General features: G+C 70.4%; 17 protein-coding genes. 8 read left to right on the top strand and 9 right to left on the bottom strand.

The annotated features are described in order from the left end of the window. Positions 1 to 2: 2 nt before the first annotated feature. The gene (locus P6166_RS11360; RefSeq protein ID WP_277764574.1) at positions 3 to 851 is read right to left on the bottom strand and encodes an AraC family transcriptional regulator; all 849 of its coding nucleotides are present in this window, start codon (positions 849 to 851) and stop codon (positions 3 to 5) included. A 10-nt stretch (positions 852 to 861) separates the two neighbouring features. Next, positions 862 to 1,557 carry a VIT1/CCC1 transporter family protein gene (locus P6166_RS11355; protein ID WP_277764642.1) on the bottom strand — a complete coding sequence of 232 codons (696 nt, stop codon included), beginning with the start codon at positions 1,555 to 1,557 and terminating at the stop codon, positions 862 to 864. Between the two features lie 197 nt (positions 1,558 to 1,754). Between P6166_RS11355 and P6166_RS11350 the strand changes: the two genes are divergently transcribed. After that, on the top strand, positions 1,755 to 3,119 hold the full coding sequence (locus P6166_RS11350) for a glutamate--cysteine ligase (RefSeq protein ID WP_277764573.1): 1,365 nt from the start codon (positions 1,755 to 1,757) through the stop codon (positions 3,117 to 3,119). Here P6166_RS11350 and P6166_RS11345 read toward each other — a convergent pair. Continuing rightward, positions 3,113 to 4,681, bottom strand: coding sequence for an ATP-binding protein (locus P6166_RS11345; protein WP_277764572.1), 1,569 nt, complete (start codon positions 4,679 to 4,681; stop codon positions 3,113 to 3,115). The two genes, P6166_RS11350 and P6166_RS11345, sit on opposite strands and share 7 nt — an antisense overlap. Beyond that, the gene (locus P6166_RS11340; RefSeq protein WP_277764571.1) at positions 4,678 to 5,388 is read right to left on the bottom strand and encodes a response regulator; all 711 of its coding nucleotides are present in this window, start codon (positions 5,386 to 5,388) and stop codon (positions 4,678 to 4,680) included. The genes P6166_RS11345 and P6166_RS11340 overlap by 4 nt, the downstream gene beginning before the upstream one ends. Before the next feature lie 258 nt (positions 5,389 to 5,646). Here P6166_RS11340 and P6166_RS11335 point away from each other — a divergent pair, with 258 nt between their 5' ends. Beyond that, on the top strand, positions 5,647 to 6,120 hold the full coding sequence (locus P6166_RS11335; RefSeq protein WP_277764570.1) for a hypothetical protein: 474 nt from the start codon (positions 5,647 to 5,649) through the stop codon (positions 6,118 to 6,120). Between the two features lie 57 nt (positions 6,121 to 6,177). Here the strand turns inward: P6166_RS11335 and P6166_RS11330 are convergent, their stop codons facing one another. Then, a complete protein-coding gene (locus P6166_RS11330) occupies positions 6,178 to 6,717 on the bottom strand; it encodes an excalibur calcium-binding domain-containing protein (protein ID WP_277764569.1) in 540 nt (179 codons plus the stop codon). A gap of 176 nt (positions 6,718 to 6,893) precedes the next feature. On the opposite strand from P6166_RS11330, the gene paoA reads away from it, so the two are divergent. Genes paoA through paoC form a run of 3 tightly spaced genes read left to right on the top strand, consistent with a single transcriptional unit; the run spans position 6,894 to position 10,679 of the window. Beyond that, positions 6,894 to 7,538, top strand: a complete 645-nt coding sequence (paoA, locus tag P6166_RS11325; RefSeq protein ID WP_277764568.1) for an aldehyde dehydrogenase iron-sulfur subunit PaoA — start codon at positions 6,894 to 6,896, stop codon at positions 7,536 to 7,538. Further along, entirely contained in the window at positions 7,535 to 8,479 is a 945-nt protein-coding gene (locus P6166_RS11320) for a xanthine dehydrogenase family protein subunit M (protein ID WP_277764567.1), read from the top strand. Before paoA ends, P6166_RS11320 begins: the two co-directional genes overlap by 4 nt. Before the next feature lies 1 nt (position 8,480). Next, complete coding sequence (paoC, locus tag P6166_RS11315; protein ID WP_277764566.1) at positions 8,481 to 10,679, top strand: aldehyde oxidoreductase molybdenum-binding subunit PaoC; 2,199 nt, start codon at positions 8,481 to 8,483, stop codon at positions 10,677 to 10,679. Between the two features lie 185 nt (positions 10,680 to 10,864). Here paoC and P6166_RS11310 read toward each other — a convergent pair whose 3' ends face one another. The 4 genes from P6166_RS11310 to P6166_RS11295 all read right to left on the bottom strand — a co-directional run bounded on the left by P6166_RS11310 (position 10,865) and on the right by P6166_RS11295 (position 18,722). Continuing rightward, positions 10,865 to 12,997, bottom strand: coding sequence for a methyl-accepting chemotaxis protein (locus tag P6166_RS11310; protein WP_277764565.1), 2,133 nt, complete (start codon positions 12,995 to 12,997; stop codon positions 10,865 to 10,867). Between the two features lie 205 nt (positions 12,998 to 13,202). Further along, positions 13,203 to 14,252, bottom strand: coding sequence for an L-glyceraldehyde 3-phosphate reductase (gene mgrA, locus P6166_RS11305; protein WP_277764564.1), 1,050 nt, complete (start codon positions 14,250 to 14,252; stop codon positions 13,203 to 13,205). Between the two features lie 71 nt (positions 14,253 to 14,323). Then, complete coding sequence (locus tag P6166_RS11300) at positions 14,324 to 17,731, bottom strand: autotransporter outer membrane beta-barrel domain-containing protein (RefSeq protein ID WP_277764563.1); 3,408 nt, start codon at positions 17,729 to 17,731, stop codon at positions 14,324 to 14,326. A 91-nt stretch (positions 17,732 to 17,822) separates the two neighbouring features. Continuing rightward, positions 17,823 to 18,722, bottom strand: coding sequence for a LysR family transcriptional regulator (locus tag P6166_RS11295; RefSeq protein ID WP_277764562.1), 900 nt, complete (start codon positions 18,720 to 18,722; stop codon positions 17,823 to 17,825). Between the two features lie 144 nt (positions 18,723 to 18,866). Between P6166_RS11295 and P6166_RS11290 the strand changes: the two genes are divergently transcribed. The 3 genes from P6166_RS11290 (at position 18,867) to P6166_RS11280 (ending at position 21,551) form a co-directional block, all read left to right on the top strand. Continuing rightward, on the top strand, positions 18,867 to 19,277 hold the full coding sequence (locus tag P6166_RS11290) for a cupin domain-containing protein (RefSeq protein ID WP_277764561.1): 411 nt from the start codon (positions 18,867 to 18,869) through the stop codon (positions 19,275 to 19,277). Positions 19,278 to 19,306: 29 nt separating this feature from the next. Next, on the top strand, positions 19,307 to 20,323 hold the full coding sequence (locus P6166_RS11285) for a zinc-dependent alcohol dehydrogenase family protein (RefSeq protein WP_277764560.1): 1,017 nt from the start codon (positions 19,307 to 19,309) through the stop codon (positions 20,321 to 20,323). Positions 20,324 to 20,441: 118 nt separating this feature from the next. Continuing rightward, the gene (locus P6166_RS11280; RefSeq protein ID WP_277764559.1) at positions 20,442 to 21,551 is read left to right on the top strand and encodes a serine hydrolase domain-containing protein; all 1,110 of its coding nucleotides are present in this window, start codon (positions 20,442 to 20,444) and stop codon (positions 21,549 to 21,551) included. Positions 21,552 to 21,569: the final 18 nt, after the last annotated feature.

Below are 21,569 nucleotides of genomic sequence, written 5' to 3'. Positions count from 1 at the left end.
GCTCAGGCGGCCGCGCGCGCCGCGTTGCCGATCAGCGCCGGGTCGAGCTGGTAGCGCGCCCGGAAGCGCCGGCTGAAGCTGCCGACCGAACGATAGCCCACGCGCGCGGCCACGCTCTTGAGCGGCAGGCGCGTGGTGTAGAGCAGCTCCATCGCCTGCGCGAGCCGCGCATCGGCCACCAGTTCGCGCAGGCCGGTGTTTTCCTCGGCAAGACGGCGACGCAACGTCGCCCCGCTCAGGCCGAACGCCTGTTCGAAATCGCGCGATTGCCAGTCGCGCGCGGGCTGCGCCGCCACCCGCGCGCGCAGCTCGCTGGCCAGGCTGGGCAAGGGCGGCAACAGCAACGCGCCGTGGCCGCGGCGGCACAGGTCGAGCACCAACGCCGCCAGCGACAGGCGCGCCTCGGCGTAACGCCCTTCGGCCAGCGCGTCCTGCCAGCGCACGAGTTCCTCGCCCAGCGGCGCCAGTGCCACCGACGCCACCGCGCCGCCCGCCGGCGGCAGCGTTTCCTGCCACAGCCCGCGCGCGGCGGCGAGCACCTCCGCGCACAGCGGCACGATCACCGTGCGGTACAGCCCGCTGTGCGGGTCGGGCACGTTGACCACGTCCATGCGGCAGGCGCGGGTGACCAGCAGGACATCGCCCGGCTGCATCTGCAGCGCCTGTCCGTCGCACTGCACCCGCTTGCTTCCCTGCAGCAGGATCGCCAACTGCGGGCGCGGCACATCTACCGACCGCACGCCGTGCTCGTGGCGCGCGTTGATGCAGGCAAAGCCTTCGCTGCGCGCGCACTCGGCCAGACGGGCAAGGCGGGCGAGCAGGGGCACGACGGGATCGGACGCGGCGTTCATGCGCGACGCTTCATACCACGACGTCGAACAGCCCGCCGATCAGGCGCGCGGCCGCCATCGCCGCCGCACCCCAGAAGGTGACCCGCAACGCGCCGCGCCAAGGCGATGCACCGCCCATGTAGGCCGCCCACGCCCCGGTGCCGAGCAGGCCGAGCAGGGTGGCCACGGTGGTGAGCGTGGCCGCCTGCGCCGGCGGCGCCAGCGTGGCCACGATCAACGGCAGCGCCGCGCCGCAGCAGAACGCCAGGGCCGAGGCCAGCGCGGCTTGCAGCGGCCGCGCGCGCAGGATCTCGGTGATGCCCAGTTCGTCGCGCGCGTGCGCGGCCAACGCATCGTGCGCGGTCAGCTGCACCGCCACCTGCCGGGCGAGCGTTGCGTCCAGCCCGCGCTGGCGGTAGATCGCCGCGAGCTCTTCCAGTTCGCTCTCCGGTTCCTCGTGCAGTTCGCGCCGCTCCACCGCCAGGTCCGCCGCTTCGGTGTCCGCTTGCGAACGCACCGAGACGTACTCGCCGGCGGCCATCGACATCGCACCGGCCACCGTGGCGGCCACGCCCGCCGCGAGCACGGCCTGTGGCTGCATGCCGCTGGCCGCCACGCCGACCACCACGCCGGCGACGGAGACGATGCCGTCGTTGGCGCCGAGTACCGCGGCGCGCAGCCAACCCACGCGGCCGGCGCGATGGACTTCCGCATGGCGGCTGGGCAGGGGCGAAGGGCGTGGCGACATGGCGGCTCTCCCGCGGCGGGCAAGGGGCAACAAGGGCGAGGGTGCCGGCGTGGACGGAAATGTGTAACGCCAGTTCCGCAACGTCCCCGGAACGGGCCTCAGGCTATAGTGCGAGCCCTTGTGACCGCCAGTCCCTGGCCGCACATCCTTCCGCCCTACCTGCAGCGAGCCCGCCCTTGTCGAGCCCCAGCCACGTCGCCGACACGCCGATCACCGACCGCCGCCAACTCGTCGAGGTGCTCGCTTCCGGCGAGAAGCCGCCAGCGCAGTGGCGCATCGGCACCGAGCACGAGAAGTTCGGCTTTCGCCTGGACGACCTGCGTCCACCGACGTTCGATGGCCCGCGGGGCATCGAGGCGCTGCTCACCGGGTTGACCCGCTTCGGCTGGGAACCGGTGCAGGAGGAAGGCCGCACCATCGCCCTGCTGCGCGAAGGCGCCTCGGTGACGCTGGAGCCGGCCGGCCAGCTGGAATTGTCGGGCGCGGCGCTGGAGACCATCCACCAGACCTGCGTGGAAACCGGCACCCACCTGGGCGAGGTGGCCGAAGTGGCCGGCGAGCTGCGGCTGGGTTTCCTCGGCATGGGCTTCCAGCCCAAGTGGGCGCGCGAGGACATGCCGTGGATGCCCAAGGGCCGCTACAAGATCATGCGTTCCTACATGCCCAAGGTCGGCCAGCTCGGCCTGGACATGATGACGCGCACCTGCACCGTGCAGGTCAACCTGGATTACGCCACCGAAGCGGACATGGTGAAGAAGTTCCGCGTGTCGCTGGCGTTGCAGCCGATCGCCACGGCGCTGTTCGCCGATTCGCCGTTCACCGAGGGCCGGCCGAACGGCTACCTCAGCTATCGCTCGCACATCTGGACCGATACCGACGCCGACCGCACCGGCATGCTCGACTTCGTCTTCGAGGACGGCTTCGGCTACGAGCGCTACGTCGATTACCTGCTCGACGTGCCGATGTACTTCTCCTACCGCGACGGCATCTACCACGATGCCAGCGGCCAGAGCTTCCGCGATTTCATGCAGGGCCGCCTGCCGGTGCTGCCGGGCGCGCTGCCGACGCTGCGCGACTGGTCCGATCACATGACCACCGCCTTCCCGGAAGTGCGCCTGAAGAAGTACCTGGAAATGCGCGGCGCCGACGCCGGCCCGTGGGCGCGGCTGTGCGCGCTGCCGGCATTCTGGGTCGGCCTGTTGTACGACGATGCCGCGCTCGATGCGGCATGGGACCTGGTCAAGGATTTCAGCCTGGCCGAACGCCATGCGCTGCGTGACGGCGTGCCGCGGCATGCGCTCTCGCTGCCGTTCCGCGGCGGCAGCGTGCGCGCGCTCGCCGCGCGCGCCGTGGAGATCGCCATCGCCGGCCTGCAGCGGCGTGCGCGCCGCAATGCCGATGGCCAGGACGAGAGCGGCTTTCTGGATGTGCTGCGCGAAATTGTCGACAGCGGCCTGACCCCGGCCGAGCGCAAGCTGGCGCTGTTCAACGGCCGCTGGCAGGGCAGCGTGGACCCGGTCTTCGCCGAGTTCGCTTACTGAGCCAACGCTACCGGCAGGCAGGGCAGGCGCACGCACGCGCGCAGCCCGCCGCCGGGCCGGTTGTCCAGCGCCAGCTCGCCGCCGTGCGCGGTGGCGATGCCGTTGGCCACCGCCAGGCCCAGGCCAATCCCGCCGGTATCGCGGTTGCGCGAGCGCTCGCCACGCACGAACGGCAGCAGCAGTTGCTCGCGCTGCGCCGGGTCGATGCCCGGGCCATCGTCGTCGATCCACAGCACGCAGTGGCCGTCTTCGCGGTGCAGGCTCGCACGCGCGTTGCCGCCGTACTTGAGCGCGTTCTCGCACAGGTTGGCGATCATCCGCCGCAGCGCCATCGGGTCGCCCTCCACCAGCACCGATTCGCCCGGCGTGATGCGCGCATCGGCCCCGGTGTCGGCCAGATCGTCCACCACGCCCTCGACCAGCAGGCGCAGATCCAGCGGCGAACGCGGCCCGGCGCGCTGCGCGTTGCGGATGAAGTCCAGCGCTGCGGAGATCATCGTCTTCATCTCCTCGATGTCGCCCAGCACGCGCTCGCGCAGCGGCTCCGGCGCCGCTTCCATGCGGAAGGCCAGCCGCGCCAGCGGCGTGCGCAGGTCGTGCGCGATCGCCGCGACCATCTGCGTGCGTTCGTGCACCATGCGGTTCAAGCGCGCCTGCATCGTGTTGAACGAATCCACCGCCTGCGCCAGTTCGGTGGGGCCCTGCGGCGGCAGCGGCGCGGCTTCGGGATGGCGGCCGAGACGTTCGGCGGCCTCGGAGAAGCGCCGGATCGGCGCGGACAGCGCGCGCGAGAACCACCAGGCCAGCGGCAGCATCAGCAGCAGGCCAGCGCCGAACAGCAGCACCACCTGCAGCTTGAACGCGCCGGTCAGCCCGCGGCCGGGCGAGGTGACCACGCGCCAGTGGCCATCGGCCTGGCGCGCGGCGGCGGTGAAGCCATCGAGCTGGTTCTTGCCGGCCATGAAATCGAACCCGGGGCCGTGGCGCGACGGGCCGCCGCCGAAGCCCAGGTTGCCGCCGGCGCGCGCATCGAACGGCGGCGGTGGCATGGGCGGCATGCCGCCTGCGTCCTGTCGAGAGGGATCGGGCGGGCCGGCGCGGTCGGCGAACGCCGCGGCTTCGGCGGCTTGTCGCGCCGCGGCGTCCGACCCGGCGCCGCCCTGGGCCGATGCCGAGGGCGGGCCGCCGGCCCACAGCCAGCGGGGGGGAATGAAGCCGGGAATGTCGGGCAAGGCATCCAGGCTGGTGTAGAAGCGCACGTCGTCGGCGGGCAGGCCGATCCAGCGCGCCATCACCGCTTCCACGCGCGGCTCGCGGTGCTGGTTCGGCGCGGGCAGCGGCATGTGCGCCTGCTCGCTGACCTGCAGCTTGGCGTCCGCGGCCGGCATGCGCGTGCTGAGCAGCGCGATCACTTCCGGCGGATGCGGCGGCGCCTCGAAGATCGGCGTGCGTAGCACCAGCAACGCCACGCCCAGGCCCTGCGCGAAGAGCAGCGCGCCGGCCAGCAGCAGGAACGTGCGCGCGAAGATCGACAGCCGCCGGCGCGGCCGCGGGGTGGTCACAGGCGCGCCACGTTCGGCAGCAACATGTAGCCCTCGTTGCGCACGGTGCGGATCATCTCGGTGTGCACGCGCTCGTTGATCTTGCGGCGCAGCCGGCTGATCTGGCTGTCGATGGCGCGGTCGTACACGTCGGTATCGCGGCCGCGTGCGAGGTCCAGCAGCTGGTCGCGGCTGAGCACGCGCTGCGGGTGTTCGACGAAGGTGCGCAGCAGGCCGAATTCGCCGTCGGAGAGATGGATGAACACGCCGGTGGGATCGCGCAGGTCGCGGCGCATCACGTCCAGCCGCCAGCCGGCGAATTCGTACACGTTGCCGCGGTGGTCCGACAGCTCGGCCTGCAACTGGCTGCGGCGCAACAGCGCGCGCACCCGGGCGAGCAATTCGCGCGGGTTGCAGGGCTTGGCGAGGTAGTCGTCAGCGCCGACCTCCAGGCCGATGATGCGGTCGGTGTCGTCGCCGAGCGCGCTGAGCATGATCACCGCCGGCGCACTGCGTTCGTTGGCCAGCTGGCGCGCCGCGCTCAGGCCGTCCTCGCCCGGCATCATCACGTCGAGGATGACCAGGTCCGCGCGGCGTTCGTTGATCGCCTGGCGCATGCCGTTGACGTTTTCGGCGGTGCGCACGTGGTAGCCGTGCTCGCCGAGGAAATCGCCGATCAGCCGGCGCAGGTCGGGGTCGTCGTCGACCACCAGAATCGAAGCGGACATAGGGGCTCGCCAAGGGTGCCGCGCACGCGGCCATACGGGGGAAACCCATCATACGAAGTGCCCGCCGGCCCTTCTTGTCAATGCGTGTCAGCCGGTGGCCGGGGCGGCCATGCCGGGCCAAACCGCGGGCAAGGCGCCGGGGGATGCTACTGGCCGGGGAGGGCTGGCACCGAAGGACCGGCCCTGAACGAACGGCGGCACATCCGTGACATCACCGGTAGCCACGCTTCGCGGGACGCACCACCAAGGAGAATTCGAATGAAGATCGCATCCACCGCCGTGCGGCGCACGGTCATGCTGCTGGGCGTATCGCTGCTGGCCGGCTGCAGCGGCCTGTGCTCGCGCGGCCACGCGCCGCCACCACCGCCGCCGGACGCGCCGGTGCCGCACCGCCCGCCGCAGGACCCGGCATTCGCCCAGGCCCTGCACGCCTGCCTGCGGGAGCTGGGCGTGGAGACGCCCCGGGACGATGGCCCGGGCACGCCGGCGGCCGCACGCCCGGATCGCGAAGCGCTCGATGCCTGCCTGAAGGAGAAGGGCGTGCCGCCGCCCCCGCCGCCGCCGCCGCGCGACCCGGCGCTGGCCGCCGCATTCGCAGCCTGCCGCGCCACGTTGGGCGTGCCCGAGGACGGCCCGCCGCCGCCGGATGCACGCGAGCGCCTACATGCGTGCCTGAAGGAGAGGGGGGTGCCGCCGCCCCCACCGCCAAGCGAGCGGCCGCCGCAGCCCTAGTGGCGGCCACGGCAGGGCAGGACGGGCGCCCCACGCGCCCCGCCGTGGATGGCGCGGTCATCTGCACCACTGCTGCTCGCACGGCACGCCGTCGCCATCGCCGTCCATCTGCGTGTTGGGGCAATGGCGGATGAAATACTTCGCCTCCGCGCAGGAGGTCATCTGCGAACAGTGGGTACGGCCATCGCAATGGAACGATGAGGGCCTGCGCTGGGCGGCGGCCAACGGTGCCGCGGCCGCCGCCCGTGTTTCCGTCGCATCTTCCCAGCGCGAATACACGTAGAAGCCGATCGCCCCCAAGACTACGCAGACGAGCGGCAGGGCCACGCGCGAACGAGGCGCGCTGCGCCGTGCCGGCGGCCCGTGCCGCCGCGCGGCGTGGGCGGCCTGTCCGGGCCGCAGCACGCGTACGGCGCGCGGCCGGCCGTCGGGCCCCGGTTCGGTCTCGAAGGTGAGCACCTCGCTGATGCGAGGCCGCTGTCCGTCGCGAGGCAGCGCGGAAATATGGACGAAGACCTCATCGCCTCCCTGCGCTGGCGCGATGAAGCCGAATCCGCGCTCATCATTCCATCGCGTGAGCGTGCCGTAGGTGCGCATCGGCGTATTCCCTCTCGTCCGTGGCGTGCGTGCAGGGGAGGCGCTGGGCAGTCCCCGGGCCCAGACTACCCGCCCGCGGCGGCGCCAGCACCTCCACCTGTCTTTCACGTCGCGATCACCACCGGACGAGACGTTGTGGCCCATGCTAGGGAACAGCCAATCGACCGGGAGTCACCATGACCGACCTGAAGATGAGCCGCCGCAGCGTCCTGATCGGGGGCGCGGTCTCGGCGGCCGGCGTGGCCGCCAGCACCCGCCTCGGCGCGCATGCCACCGAAGCGGTGATGCCCGCCGCGCCCGAACCCCCGCCCCGCAGCACGGTGCACCTGGAGGTCAATGGCCGGCAGGAAACGCTCACGCTCGACAACCGCACCACGCTGCTGGATGCACTGCGCGAGCACCTCAAGCTCACCGGTTCGAAGAAAGGCTGCGACCACGGCCAGTGCGGCGCCTGCACGGTGATCGTCGATGGCCGGCGGATCAATGCCTGCCTGTCGCTCGCGGTGATGAACGAGGGCGCCAAGATCACCACCATCGAAGGCCTCGGCCAGCCGGATGCCCTGCATCCGATGCAGGCCGCCTTCGTCCGCCACGATGGCTACCAGTGCGGCTACTGCACGCCCGGGCAGATCTGCTCGGCCGTGGCGATGCTGCAAGAGTGGCGCGAGGGCATGCCCAGCCATGTCTCCGCCTCGCTCACGGGCAAGACCGCGCTGGACGCGACCGAGCTGCGCGAGCGCATGAGCGGCAACCTCTGCCGCTGCGGTGCCTACTCCAATATCGCCGAGGCCATCGAGGACGTGGCGGGAGGGCGCGCATGAAAGCCTTCACCTACGAACGCGCCGCCGACCCGGCCGCCGCGGCCGCGCAGGCGGCCCGCAACCCAGGCGCACGCTTCATTGCCGGCGGCACCAACCTGCTGGACCTGATGAAGCTGCAGATCGAGGCGCCCGTGCACCTGATCGACGTCAACGGGCTGGCGCTGGACCGCGTGGAAGACTTGCCCGACGGCGGCCTGCGCATCGGTGCGCTGGTGCGCAATGCCGACCTGGCCGCGCATCCGCGCGTGCGCCGCGATTACGCGTTGCTCTCGCGCGCGCTGCTCGCCGGCGCCTCGGCGCAGCTGCGCAACCGCGCCACCACGGCAGGCAACCTGCTCCAGCGCACGCGCTGCCCGTACTTCTACGACCCGCAGCAGGCCTGCAACAAGCGCCTGCCCGGCAGCGGCTGCGCGGCGATGGGCGGCTTCAACCGCAACCTGGCGGTGATCGGCGCCAGCGCGCACTGCATCGCCACCCATCCCAGCGACATGGCGGTGGCGATGCGCGCGCTCGACGCCCAGGTGGAAACCGTGCGCGGCGATGGCAGCACCCGCAAGATCCCGCTGGCCCAGCTTTATCGCGCGCCGGGCGATACTCCGCACCTCGAGTACACGCTGGAGCGCGGCGAGCTGATCACCGGCGTCGTGCTGCCGCCGCCCCTGGGCGGGCAGCACATCTACCACAAGGTGCGCGACCGGGCCTCGTACGCGTTCGCCATCGTCTCGGTGGGCGTCGTGGTTCCGAAGGAAGGCGCGGTGCGCGTGGCCGTCGGCGGCGTGGCCCCGCAGCCCTGGCGCGTGGAGGCCGCCGAGCAGTCGCGCGATGCGCGCCGTATCGCCGCACGCCTGCTGGAAGGCGCACAGACGACGGAACAGAACGCGTTCAAGCTGCCGCTGGTGCAGCGCACGCTGGCCGCCGTACTCGAAGAAGCGAGGGCCTGAGATGAAATTCGATACCCCCGCCGGACCTAATCCTATTGACCGCCTGCGCGTGGTCGGCCAGCCCGTGGACCGCATCGACGGCCCGCTGAAGACCACCGGCACCGCGCCGTACGCCTACGAGCACCACGACGTCGCGCCGGACGCGGCCTATGGCTATGTCGTGGGTGCCGGCATCGCCAAGGGCACGATCCGCGCGATGGACCTGTCCGCCGCGCGCAAGTCGCCCGGCGTGCTCGGCATCGTCACCGCGCAGAGCGCTGGCAAGCTCGGCAAGGGCAAGTTCAACACCGCCCACCTGCTCGGCGGCCCCCGCGTGGAGCACTACCATCAGGCGGTGGCGCTGGTGGTGGCCGAGACCTTCGAACAGGCGCGTGCCGCCGCGCAGCGCATCAAGGTGGATTACGCGCGCGAAACCGGCGCATTCGACCTCCACGCCGCGCGCGGCAGCGCGACCAAGCCCAAGGCCGACCAGGGCCCGCCGGACACGGCCGTGGGCGATTTCGCCGGCGCGTATGCCGCCGCGCCGGTGAAGTTCGACCAGACCTACACCACGCCCGACCAGGCCCACGCGATGATGGAGCCGCATGCCTCCATCGCGCGCTGGGACGGCGACCAGCTCACCGTGTGGACGTCGAACCAGATGATCGACTGGGGCACCGGCGATGTGGCCAAGACGCTGGGCATCCCGAAGGAAAAGGTACGGCTGGTGTCGCCGTACATCGGCGGCGGTTTCGGCGGCAAGCTGTTCGTGCGCGCCGACGCCGTGCTCGCCGCGCTGGGCGCGCGCCAGGTCGGGCGCGCGGTGAAGGTAATGCTGCAACGGCCGCTGATCTTCAACAACACCACCCACCGTCCCGCGACGATTCAGCGCATCCGCTTCGGCACCACCGCCGATGGACACATCCAGGCCATCGGCCATGAGAGCTGGTCGGGCGATTTGCCGGGCGGCGGGCCCGAGACCGCGGTGAACCAGACGCGCCTGCTGTATGCCGGTGCCGATCGCATGACCGCCACGCGCCTGGCCGTGCTCGACCTGCCCGAGGGCAATGCGATGCGCGCGCCGGGCGAAGCCCCGGGCTTGATGGCGCTGGAGATCGCCGTGGACGAGCTGGCCGAACAGCTCGGCATGGACCCGATCGAACTGCGCATTCGCAACGACACCCAGGTGGACCCCGAACACCCGCAGCGCCCGTTCTCGCAGCGGCAGCTCGTGCAATGCCTGCAGGAAGGCGCGCGCCGCTTCGGATGGGAGCGGCGTGCCGCCAAGCCGGCGAGCACTCGCGAAGGGCGCTGGTGGATCGGCCAGGGCGTGGCGGCGGCGTTCCGGAACAACCTGGTGATGGCCTCCGGCGCGCGCGTGGCGCTTGAGCCCGACGCCACGGTCACCGTGGAAACCGACATGACCGATATCGGCACCGGCTCCTACACGATCATCGCGCAGACCGCCGCCGAGATGCTGGGCGTGCCGCTGTCGAAGGTACACGTGCGCCTGGGCGATTCGCGCTTCCCGGTCTCGGCCGGTTCGGGCGGCCAGTGGGGCGGCAACAGCTCCACCGCCGGCGTGTACGCCGCATGCGTGAAGCTGCGCCAGTCGCTGGCCGAGCGCGCGGGCATCCTCGCCGACGCGGCTGATTTCAGCGAGGGCCGCGTGCGCGGCGGCGGCCGCGACGTGCCGTTGGAGCAGCTCGCCCGGCAGGGCAGGGTGGTGGCCGAGGACCGCATGGAATACGGCGATCTGGCCGAGAAGTTCCAGCAGTCCACCTTCGGCGCGCATTTCGTCGAGGTGGCGGTGGACGCGGCGACCGCCGAGATTCGCGTGCGGCGCATGCTCGCGGTCTGCGCGGCCGGGCGCATCCTCAACCCGAAATCGGCGCGCAGCCAGGTGATCGGCGCGATGACGATGGGCGTGGGGGCCGCGCTGATGGAGGAACTGGTGGTCGATCGCCGCCTGGGTTTCTTCGTCAACCACGATCTGGCCGGCTACGAGGTGCCGGTGCATGCGGACATCCCGCACCAGGAGGTAGTGTTCCTGGACGAAACCGATCCGGTGTCCTCGCCGATGAAAGCCAAGGGCGTCGGCGAGCTGGGCATCTGCGGTGTCGGTGCGGCGGTCGCCAATGCGATCCACCACGCCACCGGCGTGCGCGTGCGCGATTACCCGATCACGCTCGACAAGCTGCTCGAGCGCATGCCCGCCTAGCACTTCGTATTCGCGGCCGGCGTCCTGCCGGCCGCGATCCCCGATGGGTCTGGGTGCCCCCCGGCCCTGCCGCACTTCCCTGTGCCGCACTTCCTTGTGCCGGCGGCGACCGGCGCACGGCGTCCTGCCGTGGCCGATGCCGCCCGTGTGCCCGGCGCCCCCTCCCGGGCGCCAGGCAATCGCCGTCAGGCCGCGGCGGCGACCGCCGCGCGGATCGCGCGGCGGATCTCCGGCTCGCTGGCGAGGCGGAACATGCTCACCGCCTGCGTCAGCTCGCCAGCCTGGTCTTCCATCGCGCGTGCCGCGGCGGTGGCTTCTTCCACCAATGCGGCGTTCTGCTGCGTGGTTTCGTCCATCTGCGTGATGGTCTGGTTAACCTGTTCGATGCCGGCGGACTGCTCCTGCGAGGCCGCGGAAATCTCGGCCATGATGTCGGTCACGCGCTGCACCGAGGCGACGATCTCGCCCATGGTCGCGCCGGCCTTGTGCACCAGTGCCGAACCATCGGTCACCTTGGCCACTGAGTCGTCGATCAGCTGCTTGATCTCCTTGGCCGCGTTGGCCGAACGCTGGGCCAGCGTGCGCACCTCGGAAGCCACGACCGCGAATCCGCGGCCCTGCTCGCCGGCGCGCGCCGCTTCCACCGCGGCGTTCAACGCCAGGATGTTGGTCTGGAAGGAGATGCCGTCGATCACCGAGATGATCTCGGCGATCCGCTTGGAGGACGCCTCGATGTTGGCCATCGTCGTCACCACCTGGCCCACGACCTCGCCACCCTGCGAGGCCACGTTCGCCGCACCTTGCGCGAGCTGGTTGGCCTGGCGCGCGTGGTCGGCGTTCTGCTTCACGGTGGAGGTGAGTTCCTCCATCGAGGCGGCGGTCTCTTCCAGGTTGGCGGCCTGCTGCTCGGTACGGCGCGAAAGATCGCTGTTGCCCTGGGCGATCTCGCCGGCGGCCAGGTTGATGCTGCCGCTGGCGGCCTGGATGCGGCCGACGATCTCCGTCAGCTGGCCGACCGAGGCGTTGGCGTCGTCGCGCATCTGCGCGAACACGCCGTGGAAGTCGCCTTCCATGCGCTGGGTGAGGTCGCCCTCGGCGATGGCGCGCAGCAGCGCGGACAGCGCCTGCAGGCTCGATTCGGTGGTGCCCATCAGGCCATTGAGGCTGCCGACCATCTCGCGGAATTCGTGCTGGTAGCGGGCCTCGTCGCCGCGGCGGGAAAAATCGCCGCGACCGGCGGCCTGAGTCAACGCGCGAATCTCGCCGTTGATGTCCGACAGGCTGCGCTTGACCGCATCCATCGCCTGGGTGATCGCGGCCTTTTCGCCGGGCAGGCGGTCCATGTCCACCGACAGATCGCCGATGGCGTAGTGCTGGATCACATCGACCACGCGCATCTTCACCCCGATGTGCTGCGCCACGCAGGCGTTGGCCTCGTGCACCATCCGGGCGTATTCGCCGGTGAAGGACTGCTCGTCCATGCGGAAGCTGATCTCGCCCGCATCGTGGCGGTGAGTCATCTCGCGCTGTTGCGCGATCAGGTGTTGCAGCGTGCCGGTCACGCGCTGCAGCGCCGTGGCGAGATCGCCGATCTCATCGCGCGTGGTCACGCGGATGCTGCGCGAGAGGTCGCCCTCGGCCACGGCCTGCACCGCGGCGGCGGCCTGCTGGATCGGGCGGATGATCGAGCGGCGCAGCCACACCGTGAGCACGCCCAGCAACAGCAGCGCCGCACCGAGCATCAAGCCGCCGGCCACCACCAGCATGCTGCGTGCGTGCTGCGCCTTGGCGTCCAGCGCGGCCTCGGATTGCTGCTTGGCGCGCGCGGCGAGTTGATCCAGCGTGGCGCCGAGCGGGCGGTCCAGGCCGCGCACCAGCGCGTCGCCGGCTTCGGCGCCGCCGCCGCTGGCGTCCCATTGGGCGAGCGCATCGCGGTACTTCGCGTCCAGCGCGCGGTGCTGTTCGGCGAACTGCTGGGCCAGCGCACGCACCTGCGGATCGGACGACGCCCCCAGCGCGGTGGCGATCGCCTCGGCCCGGGTGCCTTTCTCCTCGAACGCCGCCAGGTGCTTGGCGCGCAGCTCGGCGTCGTGGCCGCGCAGCAACACGTTCTTCCACTCCTGCACCTGCAGGCGGAACTCGCGACCGAGCTGTTCGGACTGCGCGAGCTGGTTCACTTCCGGCGGCAGGTCGCTGCCGAGGTTGGACCACGCCGAGCCCAGGCCGGCGAGGCCGCACGTGAGGACAATCGCCAGGCCCACGCCCAGCGCACCGAGCAACTTGGTCTGGATACCGATGGAGGATGTCGAGGAGCGCATGGCGGGACTCGCTTGGCTGCAAGGGTTTCCAGCTATCGGCCCACCCTGAATCGCCTTGAGATGTCGTGGTGCATGAATACGAACAATGTCGCAGGAAACTGCGGCCTGCTGCACAAAACGTCCCAATATTCGATATGCGTTTTCGGCAAATTCGGAACAGTTCATGGCGCGGGGCCCGTATCAGGGGCCCGCGCGCGCGGCGTGTTTAGCTTGACCGGTCGCGTCCGATGCCGGAGGAAACGCGCCAGATATCGACGTGCCCATCGCCGGCATGGCGGTCGATGGCGGCCAACTCCTCGGCGCTGAAGTCCAGGCGCTTCACCGCATCGAGTGAATCGTCCAGCTGCGCCACGGTGCGCGCGCCGATCAGGGCCGAGGTCACCCGCGCGTCGCGCAGCACCCAGGCGATGGCCATCTGTGCCAGCGACTGGCCACGCGCGGCGGCGAGTTCGTTCAACGCGCGGATCCTCTCCAGGTTGTCGGCGCTGAGCATGCGTTGCTTGAGCGAGCCGTCGCGGCGCGCGCGCGCATCCTCCGGCACGCCCTTGAGGTACTTGTCGCTGAGCATGCCCTGGGCCAGCGGCGAGAACGCGATGCAGCCCACGCCGCGTTCTTCCAGCACCTGCAGCAGGCCCTGCTCGATGTCGCGGTTGAGCATCGAGTAGTTCGGCTGGTGGATCAGCAGCGGCACGCCTTCGGCGCGCAGGATTTGCTCCGCCTGCCCGGTCAGTTCCGGCGAATAGGAGGAGATGCCCACGTACAGCGCCTTGCCCTGGCGGTGCAGCTGCGCGAGCGCGCCCATGGTTTCCTCCAGCGGCGTGTCGGCATCAACCCGGTGCGAATAGAAGATATCCACGTAATCCAGCCCCATGCGGCGCAGGCTCTGCTCGCAGCTGGCCAGCACGTGCTTGCGCGAACCGCTGGGGCCGCCGTAAGGGCCGGGCCACATGTCCCAGCCGGCCTTGGTGGAGATCACCAGTTCGTCGCGATGCGTGGCGAAGTCGCTGGCGAACCAGCGGCCGAAATTCTCCTCGGCCGAGCCGTAGGGCGGGCCGTAGTTGTTCGCCAGGTCGAAGTGAGTGACGCCGCGGTCGAACGCGCGGCGCAGCATCGCCCGTCCGGTCTCGAATACGTCCACGCCCCCGAAGTTCTGCCACAGGCCCAGCGAGACCGCCGGCAGCACCAGGCCGCTGCGGCCGACGCGGCGGTAGGGCATGCGGCCGTCATAGCGGGCGGGATCGGCGATGTAGGACATGGAGCGGCTCCGGTAGGCGGGGCGCCTACTTTAAGAGGCGCGCCCGCCGGGCGAAACGCCTGCTTTCGCCATCACCAGTTCCAGCGCACGCCGGCCTTGGCGTCCCATGCGTCGAAGTCGCGGTCAAAGCTCTTCTGGTAGCCCACGTTGGCGTACAGCGTGGCGGAAGCGCCCCATTGCCAGGTCATGCCGGCGTTGAGCTGCCACCAGGTGCCCTTGAGGCTGGCCTCGAACGGCACGTAGCCCTCGGCCGAGGAGAACTCGGTGACCGGCTGGCCGCGGAACTCGTGCCAGCCGTTGAGGCGCAGCCAGCCGGTGAACAGGCGCGCGATGCCTTGGTCGGTGGGGGCCAGCGTCCACGTGTTGGCCCAGCGCAGGCCCAGCCGCGCAGCCAGCGCGTCCATGTCTCGGAAGCGGACGAGGGCGGCCGGGTCACGGCTCTGGTCGCGATCGATGCGCTGGTAGATCACCTGGATCTGCGGTTCGAGCAGTTCGCGTTTGTCTTCGTGCAAAAGCCTGGGCCAGCCGGCTTCCAGCGAGGCGGCCCAGCCGAAGCTGTCGCGGTCGAGCAGGATGCCGTTGCTGGAGCGCGACTTGGCCTTGCCCCAGGTGCCTTGCCAGACCGCGTCCAGGTACTGGCCCTGCTCGCCGTAGCGCGTCCAGTACAGGCCGAGCGAGGTGCCGCGCACTTCGTTCCGGCCGGCCATCACGCCATCGTAGTTGACCACGTCGCTGCGGATGCGGCCCTGGCCGACATACACGCCTGCGTGGTCGCGCTTGCCGTCGTCGTGTTCCTCCGTGTACGCATCCACGCCCGCCTGCACGGCGAGGATGTCGTAGTCGTAGCGCGGCCCACCGGTCTCGTAGATGCCACGCCGCGCGCCCTCGACATCGCCGTTCTCGCCGATCACGCGCACCCAGGCGCCGTTGAACCACGGGTCCTGGCGCAGGTCGTTGCGCGCGCGCAGCTGCTCTTGCTCGCCCACGCGCTCGTGCAGGTTGCCCAGCGTCGTCCAGCCGTAGCGCAGCGCCATCGCCGGCAGTGCGGTGTACAGCGAAACCTCGGCGCGGTAGTCCGGCGTTGGCGTCGGGCCCGGTTCCGGCGGATCGGGCGGCGTGGGCGGCGTGACTTCCGGTTCGGGCACTACCGGCGGCGGGTCGGGGTCCGGTCCGGGTTCCGGCGCGGGCGGCTCCGGCGGCGGCGGCGAGGGGGGATCGGGCGGCGGCGGTGGCGGCGGAGGAGGCGGTGGGGGTGGCGGCGGTGGAGGGGGCGACGGCGGGCAGACATGCACCGGCGCGCCGGGTGCGCCACAGTCCAGCGTAGAACGCAGGAACCAGTCCTGCTCGCTGCCAGCCGAGGCGCCGCCCCGGTACAGGTGGTACTCGTAGGGGCCGGCCAGCAGCACCTGCCCATTCGTGAACGCATCCGGCGCGGTGGTGGCGCCGTTGAGCGTGGCCACCACGCGGATGCCGTCGCCCACCGTCAGCGCGCCCGCGCCGCCGCTGTTGAGGATTTCCAGCGCGCTTTGCCCGGTGGCCGTGCCGCCGTCGAGGATGAGCTGGTCGGTAGGCGAATCGTCCTCGGCCAGCCAGGTATTGAGCGCGATCACGCTGCCCGCCGTGCCGGCGTAGGACTGGGTGTACAGGTGCTTGTAGACATCGTTCACCGGCGCGGTGAACTCGATGCGGCCCTGGTTGCTGACCAGGCCCGAGACGTTGGAGATCTCCGGGATGGTCCAGGTGCTGGTCGCGTCGATCGTCGCGTCGCTGAGGTTCCAGGCCTGGCCCGTCCAGTGCGACTGGTCGCGCAGGGTGATGCGGGTCGTCGCGTCGGTGGCGCCACCGGCCATGCCGGCGAGCGTGCTGCGCGTGGCGACCAGCTCGGCCAGCGTGGCCTCGCCGCTGCTGTTCATCTCGCCGCCGAACAGCAGCGCCTGCGTGCCGCTCACGTGGGTGTCGGTGAGCGTGGCGCTGAAGGGGCCATACACGTAGAACGCCGCGTCGGCGGACTGCATCGAGCCGCCCTGCATCGTGAACACGTTGCGGTAACCCGGTGCCTGGTTCACCGCGTACACGCCATCGGCGTTGCCGGTGGCGGTGACGGTGCTGTCCACGAGATGGACTTCGTTGTCGCCGGTCGCCTGGCTGGCGCTGCCGTAGTTCCACATCCAGAACGCCTCGTACCCGCCCTCGTTGCGGAAGGTGGATCCGGTGGCGTTGAGAATCGAGCGGGCGTAGGTCGAGACCGTGGCCGATTGCGCGGCGCTGGTGGTGACGCTGTCGCCCTGCAGGTTGGCGATGCTGGTGGTGCCGTTCTGGCCCAGGTAGAGGCCGTGGCCGGCCGTACCGCTGTTGGTCCAGGTGGTGCCCTGGCTGTTGAGCGTACCGCCGAGCACCAGGCCTGCGGCGCGCCAGCTCGGCGCGCCCGAGCCGCTGAAGATCGGGCCGGCGGACATCGAACTGCCGGACGAAAAGCTGTAGCGCTGCCCGTTGCGGGTGGCGGTCACGCCGATGCGGCTCGCACCGCCGAGGTTGACGGTGGAATTGGGCTGCACCCACACGCCCAAGCCGACGCCGGCGCCCTGCACGACGAAGTTCTCCAGGCTGATCTGCCCCCCGTTCTGCGCCACCAGCCCGGTGCCCGACACGCTGGTGGTCGTGTTGTTGAAGGTGGCGGTGACGTTGCGCAGCACCGAATCGGTGGGCGCGCCGTCCACCGTCACGCCGACGGAATTGCCGCCATTGAAGGTCAGCGACACGGCTCCCAAGGTGTCGATATGGCCGCCGCCATACAGGTACAGGCCCAGCGAACCGCCGCCCTGGAAAGTGATGGGCAGTGCATTGTTCACCACGATGCGCGCACCCGTGCCCTGCACGCCCAGGCCGATGGGGTTGGCCGTGGCGCCGCTTCTTCCGATGGTGAAGCTGTTGCCGCTGCCCAGCGTGACCAGGCCGGTGCCGTCCACGCCGATGCCGCTGCCCTGGGCGCCGGTGACGAGCGAGGGATCGTTGTAGCGCGTGCTGCGGATGTCGATGCTGCCGGCGCTGGCGCCGGCCAGCAGCCCCACGCCGGTGATGTATACGTTGCCCCCGGCCAGGACGATGCCGCCGCCGTCGGCGAACAACGCCCGGCCGCTGGTGGTGCGCAGGTTGAGCCCGTTGGTCGCCGTGATCGTGCCGTTGGTGGCGTGCAAGGCGGCGCCGCTGGTCGTCTGCACGATGATGCTGCCGGGCTGGGTGCCGGCCTGCATGTCGAGAATGACGTTGCCACCGTTGGCGCGCACGCCGTCGGTGCCGTTCGTGATGTTGATCGTGGTGTTCCCCACCACCGACGTGGTGCCGGAGGTGGAGCTCACCGTCGTCGTCACCGTACCCGGGCCGACAACGGCCTGCGCGCGTGCCGGGGAAGGCGGCAGCAGCACGGCATGGCCCAGGACCAGGGCAATGGCGGCGGAAAGCGCACTGTTCCGAGGTCTCATCGCAGCACTCCATCGCAGGTGCGAGCTTGCGACGTTGAACGCCGGCGTGCGGCAGCTCAACCGAGCATGTACGGGAACCGTCTAAGTAAAACTACTGATCGCCGCGCCAGCGCAGGGCGTCCACCAGCAACGCGAAGGCCTGCGAGGGCTGGCGGCGGCTGGGGTAGTACAGGTGGTAGCCCGGGAAGAGCGGGCACCAGTCGTCGAGCACCTGCTGCAGGCGATCGCTGGCGATGTGCGCGGCGGCGAGATCCTCGGGAACGTAGGCCAGCCCGAAGCCGTCCAGCGCCGCATCCAGTATCCGGTCGATGCTGTTGAACACCAGCCGCCCTTCCACGCGCACGTTGAGTGCGTGGCCATCCTTCTCGAACTCCCACGCGTACAGGCCGCCATGAGTAAGGAAGCGCAGGTTGATGCACTCGTGGGCGACGAGATCGCGCGGCGTGGCGATGCGAGGACGCCCGCGTAGATAGCCGGGCGTGCCGACCACCACCAGCCGGGTGGGTGGGCCGATCGGCGTGGCGATCATGTCCTGTGCCACTTGCTCGCCGAGGCGGATGCCGGCGTCGAAACGTTCGGCCACGATGTCGGTGAGGGTCGAATCGCTGATCACCTCCACCCGCACTTCCGGGTAGGTGGCCAGGAAGGTGCGCAGCACCGGCCACAGCACGCGGCGCGCGGCGTGGTCGCTGGTGGTGATGCGGATCGTGCCGCTGGGCGTGTCGCGGAACTCGCCCAGCCCCAGCAGCGCCGCATCGATGTTCTCGAAGTTCGGCGCCAGCGACTGCAGCAGCCGCTCGCCGGCCTCGGTGGGCGACACGCTGCGGGTGGTGCGCGTGAGCAGCCGCACGCCCAGCCGGGATTCGAGCTGGCGCATCGTGTGGCTGAGCGCCGATTGCGACACGCCGAGCCGGGCCGCGGCGCGGGTGAAGCTGCGCTCCTGCGCGACCAGCAGGAAGGCCTGCAGGTCGTTGTAGTTTTCCCGGTTCACGGCATGCATCCGGCGATTAGTGAGCCAGGATCATAGGTCTATTCGCATTACGTTGGCTTATCGCCGGCCGGCACCGGCGCCAGACTGCTGCCCGTACCGCAGTGGCGCGCCACTGCCTTTGCCATCGCTTCGCCAGGAGGTTCCATGAAGCTCATCCGCCACGGCAGCGTACCGTCCGCCCAGGGCTCGCCGGAGTACTTCACCGGCCAGGTACGCATCGACATGCCCTTCCAGGGCAGCGCACCGGCACGCGTGAGTGGGGCCATCGTCACCTTCGAGCCGGGCGCGCGCACCGCATGGCACACGCATCCGCTGGGGCAGACGTTGATCGTCACCGCCGGCCGGGGCTGGACCCAGTGCGAGGGCGAGGCGGTCGTCGAACTGCGCCCCGGCGATATCGTGTGGTGCCCGCCGGGCCATCGGCATTGGCACGGCGCCACGCCCGACGACGCGATGACGCACATCGCCATTGCCGAAGCGCTGGATGGCAAGGTGGTGGACTGGCAGGAACACGTCAGCGACGCCGATTACCTTGCCGGCCCCCCGGCCGACTGATTGCCCCCTTCGGTTCCCAGGAGATTTCCATGCTTGCCACCGTCATGCACGCGCCCGGCGATGTTCGCTACGAAGCGCGGCCCGAGCCACGCATCCTCGCGCCCACCGACGCCATCATCCGCCTCACCGCCACCTGCATCTGCGGCTCGGACCTGTGGCCCTACCGGGGCCACAACGCCATCACCGAACCGCTGGCGATGGGCCACGAATACTGCGGCGTGGTGATGGAGGTCGGCAGCGAGGTGAAGACGATCCGCCCCGGCCAGTTCGTGGTCGGCTCGTTCTGCATCTCCGACAACACCTGCCCGCACTGCCGCTTCGGCTTCCAGTCCTCGTGCGAGCAGCGCGAGTTCATGAGCGGTGCGCAGGCGCCGTACGCGCGCGTGCCGCTGGCCGATGGCACGCTCGTCGCCACCGCGGCGATGCCGGATGACGATCTGATTCCCAGCCTGCTCGCCGCCTCCGACGTGCTCGGCACCGGGTGGTACGCCGCCGATGCGGCGCGGGTGAAGCCCGGCTCGACCGTGGCGGTGGTGGGCGACGGTGCGGTCGGCCTGATGGGCGTACTGGCGGCCAAGCAGATGGGTGCCGAACGCATCATCGCCATGAGCCGGCACAAGACGCGGCAGGCGCTGGCGCTGGAATACGGCGCCACCGACATCGTGGTGGAGCGCGGCGACGCGGGCGTGGCCCAGATCAAGGCGCTCACCCAGGGCGTGGGGGCCGATTCGGTGCTCGAATGCGTGGGCACGCGCGAATCGATGCAGCAGGCGATCCATGCCACGCGGCCGGGCGGGATGATCGGCTATGTCGGCGTGCCCCATGGCGTGGAGCTGGACGGACAGTCGCTGTTCTTCTCGCAGACCGGCATGCTCGGCGGCCCGGCACCGGTGCGGCGCTTCCTGCCGCACCTGATGGACCTGATCCTGACGCGGCGGATCAACCCCGGTAAGGTGTTCGACTTGGCGCTGCCGCTGGAGGACGTGGCGGAGGGTTATCGCGCGATGGATGAGCGGCGGGCGATCAAGGTGTTGCTGCGGCCGTGAGGTGCAGCGCGCGAGGGCCCTGTCACTTAAACCTTCCGGCAGCGTCTTGCATCCATACAGAGAGGGATCCGGGCGCCCCAGCCCGCGAAATCCCGATCATCGGCGATGCGGAGGATGCATGGGGTTTCGAAGGGGTTTCCTGTCCGCCATTGGCCTGGCCGTGGCGTTATTGTCTTGCACCGTAGCTGCCCGTGAGGCGCCGCCGCTACCCAACGCGCAGGCCCTGGCGTTGGTGCGGCAGATCATGGCCGAGCAGCGGATTCCCGGGCTGCAAATCGCGGTGATCCGCGATGGCCGCGTGGTGTTGTCGGAGAACCTGGGCTACGCCAATGTGGAAAACCGCGTGCCGGTCACCGCGGCCACGCTGTTTCCGATCAACTCGGCCACCAAGTCATTCACCGCGGTGGCGGTGATGCAGCTCGTCGAAGCCGGGAAGGTGGAGCTCGATGCGCCCATTTCGCGCTATCTCGATGACCTGCCGGAGGCTTGGCGCGACCTCCGGGTGCGCCAGCTGTTGGCGCACACCTCGGGATTGCCGGACATCGTCGGCCCCGACGGCCTGATCGGCGGCGGCGATGAGGCCGCGGCGTGGCGTGCGGTGGCGGCGCTGCCGCTGGAGGCGCACCCGGGCGAGCGCTTCGCCTACAACCAGACCAACTATGGTCTGCTCGCGCGCATCATCGTGAAGCAGACGGGCCGGCCGTACGAGCAGTTCCTGGCCGAGCGCCAGTTCGCGGCTGTCGGCATGCCGCGGACCGCGTTCGGCGACAGCTACGACCTCGTGCCGAACGCGGCGACGATCTACAGCCTGTCGCCGCGCGGCACGCTGGCCAAGGATGACGCCGATCGCCTCTCCCACTGGTTCTACGACATTCCGTACAGCCTGTGGTCTGGCGGCGGCTTGCAGACCACGGCGGAGGAGTTGTCGCGTTGGCTCATGGCGCTGTCGGCGGGGCGCATGGTCGGTGACGATGCACTGCGCCGCATGTGGACGCCGGAGCGGTTGAACAGCGGCGCGCCGGGCGACTGGGGACTGGGCTGGCCGGTGCTACGCAGCGCCCCGGTGCGCGAGGTGGCCGGGATTGGTGGCGCGCGGGCGGCGTTTATCGTCTATCCGGACGAGGGCCTGGCGGTGGTCGTGCTGACCAACCTGGCCGGCGCGAATCCTCAGCGCTTCATTCCGCGGATCGCGGCGTTATATCGAGAGCTTGCATCCCCTTCGCGCTGACGCCGTGCGGCCGGGCGC

It is taken from the genome of Stenotrophomonas sp. HITSZ_GD (assembly GCF_029543105.1).
In the GTDB taxonomy this organism is placed as follows: Bacteria; Pseudomonadota; Gammaproteobacteria; order Xanthomonadales; family Xanthomonadaceae; genus Stenotrophomonas_A.
This window is presented reverse-complemented; position numbering and strand designations above follow the sequence as displayed.